The sequence below is a fragment of the Hydrogenophaga aquatica genome (genome assembly GCF_054780915.1).
This window is the reverse complement of record NZ_BAAGVK010000010.1, coordinates 37,694-52,050: the sequence shown is the minus strand read 5'-3', so window position 1 is coordinate 52,050 and position 14,357 is coordinate 37,694. Positions and strand designations below refer to the sequence as shown.

The window sequence follows — 14,357 nt, the reverse complement described above, 5'->3', positions numbered from 1 at the left end:
CACCTGGGGCGGTTTTTTCATGGGCGGCCCGACTGGCTGAAAAGACCGGCCAGCTCCTTGGCCAGATCGCGCGCCTCGTCCATCACCGTCCGCACGGCCGGTGTCAACTGCCCTGTCCTGGCCAGTGCCATGGCGATATGGCGGGGCAGTTGCGGGGACTCCACGCGCGCAGCCTGGATGCGCCCTTGCGCCAGCCCCTCTGAAATGGCGTAGAAACCCAGCAGTGCGTAGGCATCCCCGCCTTCCACCACGCCCATCTGCAAGGCGAGCGAGTCCGCCTCCATCACCACGTTCAGGCGAATCCCCCGCTCCCTCGACACCTGCTCCAGCAGATCGCGCCAGCCGCTGGGGCGGCAAAAGGTCACGAGCGGCAAGCCGTGCAGCTGGGCAAACTCCACGGTGGCCTGGCTGGTCAAAGGATCGCCCACCGCGCCCACCAGGTAGGTCTGCGTTTCCACCAGCGCCAGGGCGTCACGGTTGCCCGGCAAACCATGGCGGAACAGAAAAGCCAGGTCAATGCCTCCGTCGTCGAGCCAGGTTTCCAGTTGCGCCCCCTGCCCTTCGCGCACCTGCAGCTGGATCAGCGGGTAACGCTCATGCAGCCGCCGAAGCAAGGTGCTCACAAAAGGATGTGCCAGCGACGGCAGGATGCCCAGACGCACCCGGCCGACGGGTCTGGCCGCCGAGGAAAGGATGTCGTTTTCGAGCTGGTCCGTGCCTTCGAGCCAGGCGCGCACCCTGGGTGCAATGCGTTGGCCGAATTCCGTCAATGCCACGCCGCGGCCCGTGCGGACGAACAGGCGGCCGCCGCACTTGTCTTCCAGCTCACTGATCTGGCGGCTCACGTGGGGCTGGCTGGTGCCCCGGGCCAGTGCGACCTTGCTCAGGCTGCCCTGCTCCACCGCGTCAAGAAACAGCCGCCAGGCTGCCTGGTCCATCATGTTTTGCCCCTCGAGCCATACGAATACTGCATGACTGAAATGCATGCTTTGACAGTTCAAATATAGCTCACACCTCCCTAAAGTCACATCCAAGCCGGTTGACAAGGTCCACCCGACCCCGGCCCGCCACCCCGCAGGTGGCACATGCCACCGCGGAATTTGACTTATTCAGAGGAAGATTGCCATGACAACCCTTGACCTGCGCGGCCTGGTACCCGCCCCCGTGACCCCCTTCACCCGCGACGGCGCCGTTGACTACGCCGCCATCAACCGCATCGGCAAATGGCTCGGCAGCGTCGAGGGCGTCAAGGGCCTGACCGTGCTTGGCCACGCTGGCGAGGGCACGTTCCTGGAACGCGACGAGCAATTCAAAGTGATCGAGGCTTTTCGCGAATCCGTGGGCGACCGGCTGCCCATCATCGCGGGCATCACGCTCGAAGGCACCCAGGTGGCCGCAGAAGAGGCCAAACGTGCCGTCAAGGCAGGCGCCTCCGCTGGCCTGATCTACCCCTCGCACGGCTGGCTGCGCTTCGGCTACCAGAAGGGTGCGCCGCAGGACCGCTACAAGGCCATCTACGAAGCCAGCGGCCTGCCGATGATCCTGTTCCAGTACCCCGATGCCACCAAGGCCAGCTACGACCTGGAGACGCTGCTTGACATCGCCGCGCAACCTGGCGTGGTGGCCATGAAGAACGGTGTGCGCAACATGAAGCGCTGGGACCGCGAGATCCCGGTGTTCCGCAAGGAGCGCCCGAACGTGCCGGTGCTGACCTGCCACGACGAATACCTGCTGCACACCATGTTCGACGTGGACGGCGCGCTGGTGGGCTACGGCTGCATTGCACCGGAACCGCTGGTGGAAATGATCGCTGCGGGCAAAGCCAAGGACTACAAGAAAGCGCGCGAACTGCACGACCGCCTGCTGCCGGTGACGGCAAACGTCTATCACCGTGGCTCGCACATGGAAGGCTCGGTGGCGTTGAAATGGGCACTGGTTGCGCGCGGCCTGCTCGACCACGCCACCGTGCGTTCGCCGCTGCTGCCGCTGGCCGAAGGGGCAGACAAGGAAATCGCCGAGGCCATGGCCGCGGCAGGCCTGGGCAAGGTGGCCTGAAGCTGCGCCGGCCCGGCGCCCCTGGTCGAGGCTTGACCTCGTCACCAGGGCTGCCGGGCCCTTCCCGCCCACAGGACATACGACCGACACTACCATCAGGAGACAGACATGAAATACCCGGTCAAATCATTCGCAGCAGCAGCCCTTGTACTGCTGGCGGGCCTGCCTGCATCGGCACAAAACACGCCCCAGGCAGCCAACCTGCCCAAAGGCCCCGTCAAACTCGTGGTGCCGTTCGCCCCGGGCGGCGGTGTGGACACGGCTGCGCGCCTGCTGGCCAAGCAGCTCCAGGCGAACACCGGCATCACGGTCATCGTGGAAAACAAGGCAGGCGGCAGCGGCACCATTGGCGGGTTGGCGGTCAAGAACGCGGCGGCAGATGGACAGACCCTGCTGTTTTCGGCGTCCACCCACGTGCTGGCCAAGGAAGTTCTGGCCAAGGCCCCGTACGATCCCGTGACCGACTTCATGCCTGTGGCCCGCGTCGCCGAGGCCCCGTTGCTCATGGTCATTGCGAACAACCTGCCCCAGCGCAAGTTGCAGGACGTTGTTGACAACGCCCGCCAGCAGCCCGACAAATGGACGGCCGCCCTTCCCGCCTATGGTTCGGCCAGCCACATCGGCACATTGATGCTCGCCCGGCAAGGCCAGTTGAAGCTGACGACAGTTGCCTACCGCGGCACCGCGCCTGCGCTGGCGGACGTGGCCGGTGGACACACACAGATCCTGGTGGACTCCATCGTCTCCCTGCTGCCCATGGCCAAGGACGGCAAGGTGCGGGCCATCGTCACGACCTCTGCCAAACGATCCGCCATTGCGCCCGACATTCCCACCGCCAGCGAAAGCGGCTTCCCGGGTCTGGTGTATTCGTCATGGTACGGGGTGTGGGCGCCCAATGGCACTGCGGAAAAAACCACCACCGCCTGGAACCAGGCCATCAACGCGGCAATGAGCGACTTGAACCGGGCGGGCTCGCTCGGCCCGATCGGCCTGGAGCCGGTCGCGGAAGGCATCCCGCAGTTCCGGCGCTTCATCGAAAACGACGTGCAGCACAGCGCTGAGCTGCTGCGGGCGTCAGGCTTCAAGCCGGAGTAAGGCTCTCTTGAAGCAAAAAGCCACCGGTTTCCCCGGTGGCTTTTTGGCTGTCAGTCTCTCGCAGGCACAGCAGCCAACAGGCTGGCACCACCGACGCTTGCAGCACGCTCACCACGCAGAGCCGCCCAGGCAAAGGCCCATCCGACGATGGCACCCGCCAATACGTCCAGGAACACGTGCTGGCGCACGGCCATCGTGGACCAGACGATGGCCAGACAATGCAAAACGCTCAGGCCGTTGAGCAGCGGCGGCGCCGACATCTCTCTGAGCTGGTGCCGCAGCCAGATGGCCGAATAGACCGCCGTGGCCACATGCAGCGAAGGGAAGGCGTTGCCTGCGGCGTCCAGGTTCTTCATGAACGCCAATTCGGGATGCAGCGCCCAGTCGATGGCGAAGGGCGGTGTCTGGGTTGGAAACAGCCAAAAAATACCCAGGCAGAACACACACAACCCGGCCGTCCAGCTGCCGAAACGCACCAGCGACTTGAAGTCAGGCATCAACGCGGGGGGGAGCGACACATACACCCACAGCGACGCATAGGCCAGAAATCCCGCTGGCATGAACGCCACCCACTCGTCCACCCGCAAAACGGGCATGGTCCACGGCTCCGTCCTGGGGTTGCGCAGAAGCCAGAAGTACGCCCAGAAGAACAGCGTCATGAAGGCCATGGTACCCGCGGCCTTGACAGGCCACAGTACCCAGAGCCTCGATAGCACGTGCTTGCGCCACCCTGTTTCAGTGATTGATGCCATGAATCGTTTGTTTGAAGTCGCAAAACGTATGCAAACCGTCCGTCCGAATTTAACTCAACACTACCGTTGCACCCCAGGTACACATACTGGTGCAGACTCCACGCGCGCAAATGTCATTTGTATAATTTAGGTGCTTTTCAGGCCCGCAGGCTTGTAGAGGCACCAAACCACCAACGCATACGTCAAGGCCGTCGGAATCATCCACAAGAGCGGCCACGTGAAGTGAGGGATCCCTTGTTGATTTGCCGTGCCACTGCCCGTCATGGGGTGCGTAGCGGCGGCGCTTTCGTCGACCGACCAGCATGAACTCCATTGACCTGATCCGCAATTTCCTGACCGAACGCCTGGGTGTTGAGCCCGAGAAGATTCTGGCCGACGCCCAATTGGCCGACCTGGGCGTCGACTCCCTGATGCTGGCCGAGCTGATGTTCGAAGCCGAGGACCGCCTGGGCATAGAAATTTCCTCTGACCAGACGCCGCCCAAGACGGTTGGCGACATGATGTCCATCATCGACAACCTGGCAGCCGCACGCACAGCCTGACATGACGCGGCCCCCACGCTCACTTTGTTCGCGCCCCCCCGAGGGGGCTTCAGCCTCCTTGAGGCGGCTCGGCGGAGGCTGACATGCACCCGCGCCGCGTCGCCATCACCGGCATCGGGCTGGTGAGCCCTTACGGCGGTGACACTGCCGACTTCTTCGCCCGCCTGCTGGCGGGCGAATCGGCCGTGCGCCAGTTCGTTTCAGACGAGCCGCCAAAGCCACTTTCCACGCCCTTTGTCAGCTGCATGCGGTTTGAGCCTGAGGCCGTCCTCGGCAAACCCCTGGCCCTGATGATGGAGCGCTTCGCGCAACTCGGCACGGCTGCGGCGTTCGCGGCGTGGGACGACGCGGCACTGCCGCGCCCGGCCGGGGACAGCGGACCTGCACGCCAGACTTGGGGCTGCATATGGGGCACGGCCCTGGGCGGCGTGGCCGCCTACGAACGCGGCAGCCGCGAGATGTGGCTCAAGGGACGTGAGCGCCTGTCCCCCCTGTCGGTGGTGCTGGGCATGAACAACGCCGTCAACGCCCACATCTCCATCCAGCTGGGGCTCGGCGGTGTCAGCACCAGCCACACAGCGGCTTGCGCATCGTCGGCCATCGCCATCGGCGAAGCGTTCCGGCGCGTGCGCAGTGGCGAGGCCGACGTCATGATGACCGGCGGCTCGGACATGTGCCAGTCGTATGGCGTGATACGCGCCTGGGAGGCCATGCGCGTGATGGCTACCGGAGACGCCGATACCGCGCCGAGCGCCTGCCGCCCGTTCGCCAAGGACCGGACCGGCCTGGTGCTGGGCGAAGGTGGTGCGGCACTGGTCCTGGAGGACTGGGAACATGCCCAGGCGCGCGGCGCGCGCATCCACGCCGAACTGGTGGGTTATGGCAGCAGCTGTGACCATACCCACCTGGTCCGGCCAGACCGGGACGGACAGTCGCGCGCCATGCGCGCAGCGCTGGCCGATGGCGGTCTCGCCACATCGGACATCGGTTACATCAACGCCCACGGCACAGCCACGGCCGAAGGTGACCCCACCGAAATCGGCGCCATCCGCGAGGTGTTCGGCCCACTTGCCGAAAGGCTGCCGGTGAGCGCCACCAAGTCGATGCACGGCCACCTGCTCGGCGCCGCTGGCGCCATCGAGGCCGTGGTGACCGTGATGGCCCTGCGCGAACAGGCCATCCCGCCCACAGCCCACCTCAGCGGTCGCATCGATCCCGCCTGCGAAGGCGTCGATCATGTCCTGGAAGGCCGCCACGGCATCGAGCTGCGCGCCGCGCTGTCGAACTCCTTTGCATTCGGAGGCAGCAACGCCGTGCTGGCGTTCCGCGCCCCGCCCCCTGTCGTTTCCCGAGATTGACTCCATGCCCGAAGCCATCCAACCCGATGTGATTGACGCGCTGTGGCCCGAAGTGGCCGAACTGATCGTCGAAGCACTGAACCTTGAAGTCCCCGCATCCGAGGTGGACCCCGACGGGCCGCTTTACGGCGACGGCCTGGGCCTGGACTCCATCGACATGCTGGAGATTTCGCTGGTGATCTCCAAGCACTACGGTTTCCAGATGCGCTCCGACAACGAGGACAACGAAAAGATCTTTGCCTCGGTGCGCGCGCTGGCCGGCCATATCGCCGCCAACCGCACGAAATGACCCTGCGCGTGCTGCGCGGCCTGGGGCTGGCGCTGTTGCTGCTGGCCTGGATCGTGGGCGCGCACCTGGGCAGCACCGGCCGGGGCCACCCGGACATGAACGTCGCCGTCGCCGTGGCACCGGTGGTGCTGGCTCTGGCGCCAGCGCTGGCAATGCGGGGGCGGACATGGCTCGTGGCCGGCATGCTGGCCACCGCTCTGGCCCTGCAGGCGTTGTGGCCCGTGCTGCGCGGCAACGTGAACTTGTTGTACTACCTCCAGCATCTGGGTATCCACCTGGCGCTGGCTGCGCTGTTTGGGCTTTCGCTGCGCGGCCCGGGCGACGCCTTGGTCACCCGGTTGGCCAGACAGATCATGGGTGAGCACCTGTCTGTGCGAAAAGTCCGCTACACACGCCAGGTCACCTTGGCCTGGACCGTCTACTTTCTGCTGAACGCGCTCGTCTCCACGGCACTTTTTACCTGGGCGCCAGTGCACGTGTGGTCACTGCACGCCAACGTGCTGACCGGGCCACTGGTCGGCCTGATGTTCCTTTTGGAACACCTGTGGCGCAAAGCCGTCCTCCCGCCAGAGGAGCGTCCCTCCATCGCAGCCGTGGTTCGGGCCTACCAGCGCGACCGAGCCGCACACCGCCACGCAGGGAAGCAACCATGAGCACTTCGCCACTGGTCACCCGCCACCAACTGGACGACGTGCTGGTATGGCGCCCCGCCGGCCCGGTCACCGTCCGGGAGTTCATCGGCAAGGCGCAGGCGATTGCTGCCTCGCTGCCCGCCACGCGGTGGGTGATCAACCTTTGCGAGGACCGCTACCACTTCGCGCTGACCCTGGCGGCCTGCGCCATGAGCGGCCGTGTCAGTCTGCAACCCGCGTCCCAATCGGCAGAGACACTGGCTTGGCTGACCAGCGACCACCCCGGCGCTGTCTGCCTGGCGGAACACATCACGGTGACGGACACGCGCCTGCGCCCGTGCCTGTTTCCGGCCGTCGACGATCTGCCAGCACACCCCGTGCACGACATCCCCCGGATCGACGACTCGGCCACGGTGGCCATGCTGTTCACATCAGGCTCCACCGGCATGCCGCAGGCTCACCGCAAGACCTGGGGCAAGCTGGTGCGCAATGGGCGAACCGAAGCCGAAGCACTGGGCGTTGCGCAGCGGCCGCACGCCATCGTCGGCACGGTGCCGGCACAGCACAGCTACGGCTTCGAGTCCACCTTCCTCATCGCCCTGCATGGCGGTTGCAGCTTCTGGAGCGGCAAGCCCTTCTACGCGCAGGACATCGCGCAAGCGCTGGCGGCCGTGCCGCAACCGCGCATGCTGGTCACCACACCGTTTCACCTGTCCAACCTGGTAGCGGCCAGCTTGCCGCTCCCTGCCGTGGACCTGCTGCTGTCGGCCACCGCACCGCTGAGCCTGGACCTGGCACGCCGTGCGGAACAGGCCTTGCAGGCGCCACTGCACGAAATCTATGGGTCCACCGAGTCTTCGGCGTTGGCCTGCCGCCGCACGCTGGATGGCGCCACCTGGCAGCTGATGGCTGGTGTCACGCTGGAACAGTCCGGCGAGATCACCCACGCCAGCGGCGGACATGTGGAACAGCGGGTACCCCTGTCGGACAGCATCGAGCTGCTGGACGGCGGCCGCCAGTTCCTGCTGCACGGCCGCCACAGCGACCTTGTCAACATCGCGGGCAAGCGCACCTCGCTGGCGTATTTGAACCACCAGATCTGCGCCATCGAAGGTGTGCTGGATGCCGCGTTCTTCCTGCCCGACGAAACGTCGCCCGACGGCGTCACCCGGCTGGCGGCATTTGTGGTGGCACCAGCGCTGGACAACCGCACCCTGATGACTGCGCTGCGCCAGCGTGTGGATGCGATCTTCCTGCCAAGGCCGCTGCTGCGATTGGATGCCCTGCCACGCAACAGCACCGGCAAGCTGCCGCGGCAGACGCTGCAGGCGCTCTACCTGGAAAGGCAAGCGCATGTCCCCGGTTGAAGAGCACTGGACCGTCCCCGCCAGCCTGCCTGCGCTGGCGGGACACTTTCCCGGCCTGCCCATCGTCCCGGGCGTCGTGCTGCTGGACAGGGTGATGACACTGGCCCGCGCCGCACGCCCACATGCCGCTGGCCCGTGGCAGATTGGCAGCGCGAAGTTCCTGCGCCCGGCGTTGCCCGGCCACACTCTGCGGTTCGAGCTTCGGGAAGCCGGGCCCAAAGGCCTGTCGTTCCAGGTGACGTGTGACGGAGCGGTGGTCGCATCCGGCAACCTGACACCACCTGCAACATGAAGACCGCGTCCCGCCCGCAGTGGCTGCGCACACGAGAACGCAGCAACCTGCCCGCCCTGCGTTTCATGACCTGGCTGTCACTCGCGGCCGGCCGGCCAGCCAGCCGCCTGGTACTGCACGGCATCGCTCTGTATTTCACCCTCTTCGCCGCTGGCGCAAGGCATGCCAGCCGCACCTACCTCCTGCGTGCCCTGGGTCGGCCCGCCACCTGGGGCGACACCTACCGGCACATGCTGGCCTTCGCCAGCACCGTGCACGACCGCGTCTATCTGCTCAACGGCCGTGACGACCTCTTCGACATCGAAGTGCATGGCAGCGAAGCCTTGCACGAGACGGTCAAGCGTCAGGGCGGCGTGCTGCTGATGGGCGCTCACCTGGGCAGCTTCGAAGTGCTGCGCGCGGCCGGACGAAACCGGGCAGACCTGCGTGTGGCGATGCTGATGTACGAGGAGAACGCGCGCAAGATCAACGCCGCGCTGCAGGCCATCAACCCCCAGGCCACGCAGGACGTGGTGGCGCTGGGACGTGCCAGCTCGATGATCGAGCTGCAGGAGAAGCTCGACGACGGCTTCCTGGTGGGCGTGCTCGCCGACCGCTCTCTGGCACAGGACGCAACCGCGACACATGACCTGCTGGGCGCACCCGCCCCCTTCCCGCTTGGGCCGTGGCGGCTGGCGGCATTGATGCGGCGCCCCGTGTTCTTCATGGCCGGACAGTACCTGGGTGGCAACCGTTACCGCTTGGTCTTCGAGCCCCTGGTGGACTTTTCAGACGTGCCCCGCAGCGAACGGCTGGCGTGCGCCGACACGGCCCGCGAAACTTATGTCCGCCGGCTCGAAGCTCTTTGCCGCGAGACCCCGTACAACTGGTTCAACTTCTTCGATTTCTGGAAACAAGCATGATGAAACGGTGGATATCCGCCTGGATGCTCGGCAGCTTTGCCATGTGCGCGCAGGCCGGGCTGACACTCGACCAGCTCATGAGCGAACTGGCGCAACACCCGGGAGGACAGGCGCGCTTCGTGGAAAAACGCCACCTGGCTTTGCTCGACAAACCTGTGGTGGCGTCGGGCGAAATGACCTACTCGGCACCTGACAGGCTCGAAAAACGCACGCTCGCCCCGAAAGCCGAGACCCTGCTGCTCGATAAGGAGACGCTGACGGTAGAACGCGACCGGCGCAAACTCTCCATCAACCTGAACCAGCGCCCCGAGGCCCTGGCCTTCGTGGAAAGCATCCGGGGCACACTGGCAGGTGACCGCGCCGCGCTGGAGCGCAGCTACCGCCTGCAGCTCAGCGGCACTGCTGACACTTGGACGCTGACCCTGGTGCCCAGCGACGCCCGCATTGCCAGCATGCTGCAACGTGTGACGATCAGTGGTTCGCAACGCCAGGTGCGCCACATCGAATACCAGCAGGCCGACGGCGACCGGACCGAACTGACCATCGAACCCCTGGGCCAGCCATGACCCGTTCTGCGTTGCGCGTGCTCCTGCTCTGGCTGCTGGCCGTCGCCGCCGGTGTGACGGTGGTCGCCAACAGCCGCTTCACGGCCGATCTGTCGTTCTTCCTGCCTTCCAGACCCACGGTGGAACAGCAGGTGCTGGTGAACCAGCTGCGCGAAGGCGCGGCGTCGCGCCTGCTGATGCTGGCCATCGAAGGCGGCGACGCCGTCCAGCGGGCAGCGCTTTCGCACGAACTGCGAGAGAAGCTGGCGGCCTCGCCCGATTTCGCCATGGTGCAAAACGGCGAACTGCAAGGACTGGAGGCGGAGCGCAACTTCCTGCTGGCCCACCGCTATGCGCTGAGTCCAGCCGTCAACCCCGAGCGTTTCAGTGTGGCGGGACTGCAGGAGGCCGTTGGCAACAGCATCGACCTGGTCAGTTCGGCTGCGGGCATGCTGCTCAAGCCCTACCTGCTGCAAGACCCGACGGGGGAGCTGATCGAACTGCTGATGGGGTTGCAGGCTGGCGCACAGCCCCGCGTGAGCGAAGGCGTCTGGACGTCGCAGAACGGCGAACGGGCGATCCTGCTCGTGCAGACGCAGGCCAAGGGTTCGGACACCGACGGCCAGGAGGCTGCCATTGCCAGTGTGCGCGCAGCCTTTGCCGGCCTCGCCAGCCAGCCTTCGCCCGCGCTGACGCTGCGGATGTCGGGCCCTGGCCTGTTCGCGGTGGAGTCGCGTGCCAGGGTCAAAGAGGAAGTGGGGCGCCTGTCCCTGGCCAGCATGCTGGCCATTGCCGCTCTGCTGGCCCTGGTTTACCGCCGCCTCAGCCTGGTGCTGTTGACGCTCGTTCCGGTGCTCAGCGGCGCACTGGCCGGTATCGTCGCTGTGAGTCTGGTACACGGCACGGTCTTTGGAATCACCGTCGGCTTCGGCTCCGCGCTGATCGGCGAGGCTGTCGACTATGGCATCTACTACTTCGTGCAGTCCGGCAAGCTGGGCGTGGCGGGGTGGCGCGAACGCTTCTGGCCCACCATCCGGCTGGGGGTGATGACGTCGGTGTTCGGTTTCGGGGCACTGCTTTTCTCGGGCTTCCCGGGCCTGGCCCAGCTGGGCTTGTACGCGCTGGCCGGCGTGGTGACTGCGGCCATGGTGACGCGCCTGGTGCTGCCCGAACTGGCAGGCAGCCGCGTGCACCAGCACCGTGAATCCCGGCTTGGCCAATGGCTGCCAAAAGGCCTGCAACAGGCGGCCATGCTCCGCTGGCCAGCCCTGGCCCTTGCCCTCGCGGCGGCGGGTTACCTGGCCGCACAGCGCGGCGACTGGTGGGCACCCAACCTGTCGGCCCTGTCCACAGTGAGCGCCGAGGAAGGCGAACTCGACAGCCAGCTGCGCGCCGACCTTGGCGCGCCGGACGCCCGTTATCTGGTGGTCGTGACGGCACCGCAGCGCGACGGTGCCCTGCAGGCCGCCGAGCGCGTCACCCCCGTGCTCGACTCGCTGGTATCCGCAGGCATGATCGGCGGCTACGACACCCCTACGCGCTTCATGCCCAGCGCCGCCACCCAAGCGGCGCGGCGCAACAGCCTGCCACCTCCAGACGTCTTGCGCGCACGGCTGGAGCAGGCGCTGGCGGACTCGCCCTTGTCTACCCACCGCCTGCAGCCTTTCCTGGACGGTGTGGCCCAGGCACGCATGGCAGCACACCTGACGCGCCAGGACCTGGACGGCACCGGTCTGGCGTTGCTGGTCGATTCGCTCCTGGTGCAGCACGGTGGCGGCTGGAGCGTGCTCGTGCCTTTGCGGCCAACCCCTTCTGGCACACAGGGGCCCGCCATCGATGCGGCCGCCGTTCGCGCTGCGCTGCAAGGCACCGACGGCGTGTTCATTGATCTGAAGACCGAATTCGATGCACTCTACGCCAGCTACATAGACGAAGCCATCGCCCTGTCAAGCACAGGCCTGCTGGCGATCGTGGTGCTGCTGGCTGCCAGCCTGCGCAGCGTGTCGCGACTGGTCCGCGTTTTGCTGCCGCTGGCCATGTCGGTGGTGCTGGTGGTTGCGGGCCTGCACTTGCTGGGCGTGCGGCTGCACCTGCTGCATCTGGTGGGCATGTTGCTCATAGTGGCCGTCGGCTCCAACTACGCGTTGTTCTTCGAGCGCGCGTCGCGCGGCAGCCTGCCGGGCGCCGACACCCTGCTGTCCATCGTCCTGGCCAACGCCACCACGGTCATCGGCTTCGGCGTGCTCTGCTGGTCATCAACCCCCGTGCTGCAGGCCGTGGGCATGACCGTGGCACCCGGCACCTGGCTGGCCTTGCTGCTATCCGCCGCCATGGCCGCTCCCCCGAAGGAACCGGCATGAGCCCCCTGCCAACGTTCTGCACACCGGACGACGCGTGCGACGCGATCGTGCTGCTGCCAGGCGCGGCCATGACGGCGGCGCAGCTGCTGGACGCCGGGCTGGACACAGCGCTCCGAACCCAGGGGCGCTCCCTGCGGCTGATCACGCTGGACACCCCGCCGCCACCGCACAGCGTTGCTTTGCTGCATGCGCTGGACGAGCAAGTCCTGGCGCCCGCCCGCCAACGGCACAGGCGGGTGTGGCTGGGTGGCATCTCGTATGGCGGCATGCTGGCAATGGCGCACGCCGCCTGCCGGCCCGCCCTGGATGGGCTTTGCCTCCTGGCCCCTTACCCTGGCTCGCGCGTGACGCGGAACGCCATCGAGCGCGCCGGTGGCCTGGACGCCTGGCAGGCCACGCCCGAACAACAGAACGATGTCGAGTTCCTTGCATGGCAGTGGTTGCAGGCCCGCCCGGTTTCACCGCCCATATTCCTGGGCCACGGCAAGAGCGACCGCTTCGCGGACAGCCACCAGCGCATGGCGCAGCGGCTGCCCGCCGCCACTTGCGTGGAAGTCGATGGCGGCCACGATTGGGCAACGTGGCTGGCCCTGTGGAGCCGTTTCCTGGCCATCCCCGAGCTGGAGCACGTGGCATGACCCCCCCCTGGAAAGCACCGCCTCTGCTGAAGGCCAGCCTGCTTCTGCACAGCACGGCCGCTGCCGCCGCACTGGCAACGCCTCAAAGCTGGCCCTGGGCCGCGGGCGCTATCGCAGCCAACCACGCCCTGCTGGCGGGCGCCGGGCTATGGCCCCGGTCTACGTGGCTGGGCCCCAACCTAAACCGCCTGCCCGAGGCCGCCCGCCAGCGCGGTGAAATCGCGCTGACCATCGACGACGGCCCCGACCCCGAAGTGACCCCCCGCGTGCTGGACCTTCTGGACCAAGCGGGCGCCCAAGCGTCTTTTTTCTGCATCGGCCGCCGGGCGCTGAAGCACCCCACACTGTGCCGCGAAATCGTGGCACGTGGCCATCGCGTGGAAAACCACGGCCACACCCATTCCAACGCCTTCTCACTCTTCGGCCCCTCACGCATGAGGCAGGACATCGCCCAGGCCCAGGCTGCGCTCAGCGATATCACCGGACAGGCGCCCCGCTTCTTTCGCGCCACGGCAGGTCTGCGCAACCCCTTCCTCGACCCCGTCCTGCACCAGCTGGGGCTGCGGCTGGCCAGCTGGAACCGGCGAGCCTATGACACACGCACAGGCGATCCGGCCACTGTCCTGTCGCGCATCACGCGCAGCTGGGGGGCAGGCGACATCGTGTTGCTGCACGACGGGCACAGCGCCCGCACGCCTGGCGGCACACCCGTGATACTCGCGGTGCTGCCACAGCTCCTGCAGAGCATCCAGCGGCAACGCTGGCGCACCGTCACCCTTGTCCACGCTCAGCCATGACACGCCCCTTCCATCGCCTGCTCCTGAACCGGGCATCCGAACGGTTCCTGGCCAGCGGCCGGTTTGCCTACCACTACGCCCGTGGCAAACTGGGCCACGACGGCATCTTTACCGACATCCTGCGGCGCGGCCTGCTCCCTGCCCAGGGCCATTTCCTAGACCTGGGCTGCGGCCAGGGCAGCCTGTTTGCCTGGCTGCTGGCAGCCAGCGAGCTGCACAACCAAGGCACCTGGCCGTCAGGCTGGGCAACGCCCCCTCAACCCACGCACCTTCGCGGCATCGAACTGATGCCCCGCGACGTTGAACGCGCTGCAAGGGCCTTCGGCAACGACCCCCGTGTCTGCGTGGAGCTGGGCGACATGAACGCCGCCGACTTCGGTCAGCCGGACGCCATCTCCATCCTCGACGCGCTGCATTATTTCGAGCACTCACAGCAGCTGACGGTCCTGCGCCGGATACGCGAGGCGCTGCCGCCGGGCGGTGTGTTCCTCACGCGCATCGGCGACGCCGCGGCGGGCTGGCCCTTTCACGTCTGCAACGCGGTGGACCACATCGTCACCTTTTCGCGCGGGCACCGCCTGCCCCGCCTGTACTGCCGCCCGCTGGACGAATGGAAAGGCGTCTTGCGGGATCTGGACTTCCAGGTCGAAAGCACGCCCATGAGCGGGCGCAAGCCGTTCGCCAACGTCATGCTCCATTGCCGCGTGCCTGCCTGAACCCCATGTCCACACAC

The 14,357-nt window shown here is 66.6% G+C and carries 16 protein-coding genes; 14 read left to right on the top strand and 2 right to left on the bottom strand.

Annotation, left to right across the window (positions count from 1 at the left end):
• Window positions 1–17 precede the first annotated feature (17 nt).
• Window positions 18–941, bottom strand: a complete 924-nt coding sequence (locus tag ACYVHH_RS07175; protein WP_460564451.1) for a LysR family transcriptional regulator — start codon at window positions 939–941, stop codon at window positions 18–20.
• A 184-nt stretch (window positions 942–1,125) separates the two neighbouring features.
• Between ACYVHH_RS07175 and ACYVHH_RS07170 the strand changes: the two genes are divergently transcribed.
• Both ACYVHH_RS07170 and ACYVHH_RS07165 read left to right on the top strand, forming a co-directional pair.
• The gene (locus ACYVHH_RS07170) at window positions 1,126–2,055 is read left to right on the top strand and encodes a dihydrodipicolinate synthase family protein (protein ID WP_460564450.1); all 930 of its coding nucleotides are present in this window, start codon (window positions 1,126–1,128) and stop codon (window positions 2,053–2,055) included.
• A gap of 108 nt (window positions 2,056–2,163) precedes the next feature.
• Window positions 2,164–3,150 (top strand): Bug family tripartite tricarboxylate transporter substrate binding protein, encoded by a 987-nt coding sequence (locus ACYVHH_RS07165; RefSeq protein WP_460564449.1) that lies wholly within the window; start codon window positions 2,164–2,166, stop codon window positions 3,148–3,150.
• A gap of 50 nt (window positions 3,151–3,200) precedes the next feature.
• On the opposite strand, the gene ACYVHH_RS07160 is transcribed toward ACYVHH_RS07165, so the two are convergent.
• Entirely contained in the window at window positions 3,201–3,902 is a 702-nt protein-coding gene (locus tag ACYVHH_RS07160) for a phosphatase PAP2 family protein (protein ID WP_460564448.1), read from the bottom strand.
• Window positions 3,903–4,204: 302 nt separating this feature from the next.
• Between ACYVHH_RS07160 and ACYVHH_RS07155 the strand changes: the two genes are divergently transcribed.
• The 12 genes from ACYVHH_RS07155 (at window position 4,205) to ACYVHH_RS07100 (ending at window position 14,340) form a co-directional block, all read left to right on the top strand.
• Window positions 4,205–4,444 (top strand): acyl carrier protein, encoded by a 240-nt coding sequence (locus ACYVHH_RS07155; RefSeq protein WP_460564447.1) that lies wholly within the window; start codon window positions 4,205–4,207, stop codon window positions 4,442–4,444.
• A gap of 83 nt (window positions 4,445–4,527) precedes the next feature.
• On the top strand, window positions 4,528–5,802 hold the full coding sequence (locus tag ACYVHH_RS07150) for a beta-ketoacyl-[acyl-carrier-protein] synthase family protein (RefSeq protein ID WP_460564446.1): 1,275 nt from the start codon (window positions 4,528–4,530) through the stop codon (window positions 5,800–5,802).
• Window positions 5,803–5,806: 4 nt separating this feature from the next.
• Complete coding sequence (locus tag ACYVHH_RS07145) at window positions 5,807–6,091, top strand: phosphopantetheine-binding protein (protein WP_460564445.1); 285 nt, start codon at window positions 5,807–5,809, stop codon at window positions 6,089–6,091.
• On the top strand, window positions 6,088–6,744 hold the full coding sequence (locus ACYVHH_RS07140; protein WP_460564444.1) for a COG4648 family protein: 657 nt from the start codon (window positions 6,088–6,090) through the stop codon (window positions 6,742–6,744). Before ACYVHH_RS07145 ends, ACYVHH_RS07140 begins: the two co-directional genes overlap by 4 nt.
• A complete protein-coding gene (locus tag ACYVHH_RS07135) occupies window positions 6,741–8,090 on the top strand; it encodes an AMP-binding protein (protein WP_460564443.1) in 1,350 nt (449 codons plus the stop codon). Before ACYVHH_RS07140 ends, ACYVHH_RS07135 begins: the two co-directional genes overlap by 4 nt.
• Window positions 8,077–8,382: a 3-hydroxyacyl-ACP dehydratase FabZ family protein gene (locus tag ACYVHH_RS07130; RefSeq protein WP_460564442.1), complete on the top strand. Its 306-nt coding sequence runs from the start codon at window positions 8,077–8,079 to the stop codon at window positions 8,380–8,382. Before ACYVHH_RS07135 ends, ACYVHH_RS07130 begins: the two co-directional genes overlap by 14 nt.
• On the top strand, window positions 8,379–9,284 hold the full coding sequence (locus ACYVHH_RS07125) for an LpxL/LpxP family acyltransferase (protein WP_460564441.1): 906 nt from the start codon (window positions 8,379–8,381) through the stop codon (window positions 9,282–9,284). Before ACYVHH_RS07130 ends, ACYVHH_RS07125 begins: the two co-directional genes overlap by 4 nt.
• The gene (locus tag ACYVHH_RS07120) at window positions 9,281–9,850 is read left to right on the top strand and encodes an outer membrane lipoprotein carrier protein LolA (protein WP_460564440.1); all 570 of its coding nucleotides are present in this window, start codon (window positions 9,281–9,283) and stop codon (window positions 9,848–9,850) included. The genes ACYVHH_RS07125 and ACYVHH_RS07120 overlap by 4 nt, the downstream gene beginning before the upstream one ends.
• Window positions 9,847–12,189 carry an MMPL family transporter gene (locus ACYVHH_RS07115; protein WP_460564439.1) on the top strand — a complete coding sequence of 781 codons (2,343 nt, stop codon included), beginning with the start codon at window positions 9,847–9,849 and terminating at the stop codon, window positions 12,187–12,189. The genes ACYVHH_RS07120 and ACYVHH_RS07115 overlap by 4 nt, the downstream gene beginning before the upstream one ends.
• A complete protein-coding gene (locus ACYVHH_RS07110) occupies window positions 12,186–12,827 on the top strand; it encodes an alpha/beta fold hydrolase (RefSeq protein ID WP_460564438.1) in 642 nt (213 codons plus the stop codon). The genes ACYVHH_RS07115 and ACYVHH_RS07110 overlap by 4 nt, the downstream gene beginning before the upstream one ends.
• Entirely contained in the window at window positions 12,824–13,624 is an 801-nt protein-coding gene (locus ACYVHH_RS07105; RefSeq protein ID WP_460564437.1) for a polysaccharide deacetylase family protein, read from the top strand. The genes ACYVHH_RS07110 and ACYVHH_RS07105 overlap by 4 nt, the downstream gene beginning before the upstream one ends.
• Window positions 13,621–14,340, top strand: a complete 720-nt coding sequence (locus tag ACYVHH_RS07100; RefSeq protein WP_460564436.1) for an SAM-dependent methyltransferase — start codon at window positions 13,621–13,623, stop codon at window positions 14,338–14,340. Before ACYVHH_RS07105 ends, ACYVHH_RS07100 begins: the two co-directional genes overlap by 4 nt.
• Window positions 14,341–14,357 lie beyond the last annotated feature (17 nt).

What these genes read in the sequence shown, in the direction of transcription:
- ACYVHH_RS07120 (WP_460564440.1), top strand. Translation starts at nt 9,281, where the DNA reads ATGATGAAACGGTGGATATCCGCCTGGATGCTCGGCAGCTTTGCCATG.
- ACYVHH_RS07130 (WP_460564442.1), top strand. Translation starts at nt 8,077, where the DNA reads ATGTCCCCGGTTGAAGAGCACTGGACCGTCCCCGCCAGCCTGCCTGCG.
- ACYVHH_RS07140 (WP_460564444.1), top strand. Translation starts at nt 6,088, where the DNA reads ATGACCCTGCGCGTGCTGCGCGGCCTGGGGCTGGCGCTGTTGCTGCTG.
- ACYVHH_RS07165 (WP_460564449.1), top strand. Translation starts at nt 2,164, where the DNA reads ATGAAATACCCGGTCAAATCATTCGCAGCAGCAGCCCTTGTACTGCTG.
- ACYVHH_RS07150 (WP_460564446.1), top strand. Translation starts at nt 4,528, where the DNA reads ATGCACCCGCGCCGCGTCGCCATCACCGGCATCGGGCTGGTGAGCCCT.
- ACYVHH_RS07135 (WP_460564443.1), top strand. Translation starts at nt 6,741, where the DNA reads ATGAGCACTTCGCCACTGGTCACCCGCCACCAACTGGACGACGTGCTG.
- ACYVHH_RS07105 (WP_460564437.1), top strand. Translation starts at nt 12,824, where the DNA reads ATGACCCCCCCCTGGAAAGCACCGCCTCTGCTGAAGGCCAGCCTGCTT.
- ACYVHH_RS07100 (WP_460564436.1), top strand. Translation starts at nt 13,621, where the DNA reads ATGACACGCCCCTTCCATCGCCTGCTCCTGAACCGGGCATCCGAACGG.
- ACYVHH_RS07170 (WP_460564450.1), top strand. Translation starts at nt 1,126, where the DNA reads ATGACAACCCTTGACCTGCGCGGCCTGGTACCCGCCCCCGTGACCCCC.
- ACYVHH_RS07155 (WP_460564447.1), top strand. Translation starts at nt 4,205, where the DNA reads ATGAACTCCATTGACCTGATCCGCAATTTCCTGACCGAACGCCTGGGT.
- ACYVHH_RS07160 (WP_460564448.1), bottom strand. Translation starts at nt 3,902, where the DNA reads ATGGCATCAATCACTGAAACAGGGTGGCGCAAGCACGTGCTATCGAGG.
- ACYVHH_RS07145 (WP_460564445.1), top strand. Translation starts at nt 5,807, where the DNA reads ATGCCCGAAGCCATCCAACCCGATGTGATTGACGCGCTGTGGCCCGAA.
- ACYVHH_RS07125 (WP_460564441.1), top strand. Translation starts at nt 8,379, where the DNA reads ATGAAGACCGCGTCCCGCCCGCAGTGGCTGCGCACACGAGAACGCAGC.
- ACYVHH_RS07175 (WP_460564451.1), bottom strand. Translation starts at nt 941, where the DNA reads ATGATGGACCAGGCAGCCTGGCGGCTGTTTCTTGACGCGGTGGAGCAG.
- ACYVHH_RS07115 (WP_460564439.1), top strand. Translation starts at nt 9,847, where the DNA reads ATGACCCGTTCTGCGTTGCGCGTGCTCCTGCTCTGGCTGCTGGCCGTC.
- ACYVHH_RS07110 (WP_460564438.1), top strand. Translation starts at nt 12,186, where the DNA reads ATGAGCCCCCTGCCAACGTTCTGCACACCGGACGACGCGTGCGACGCG.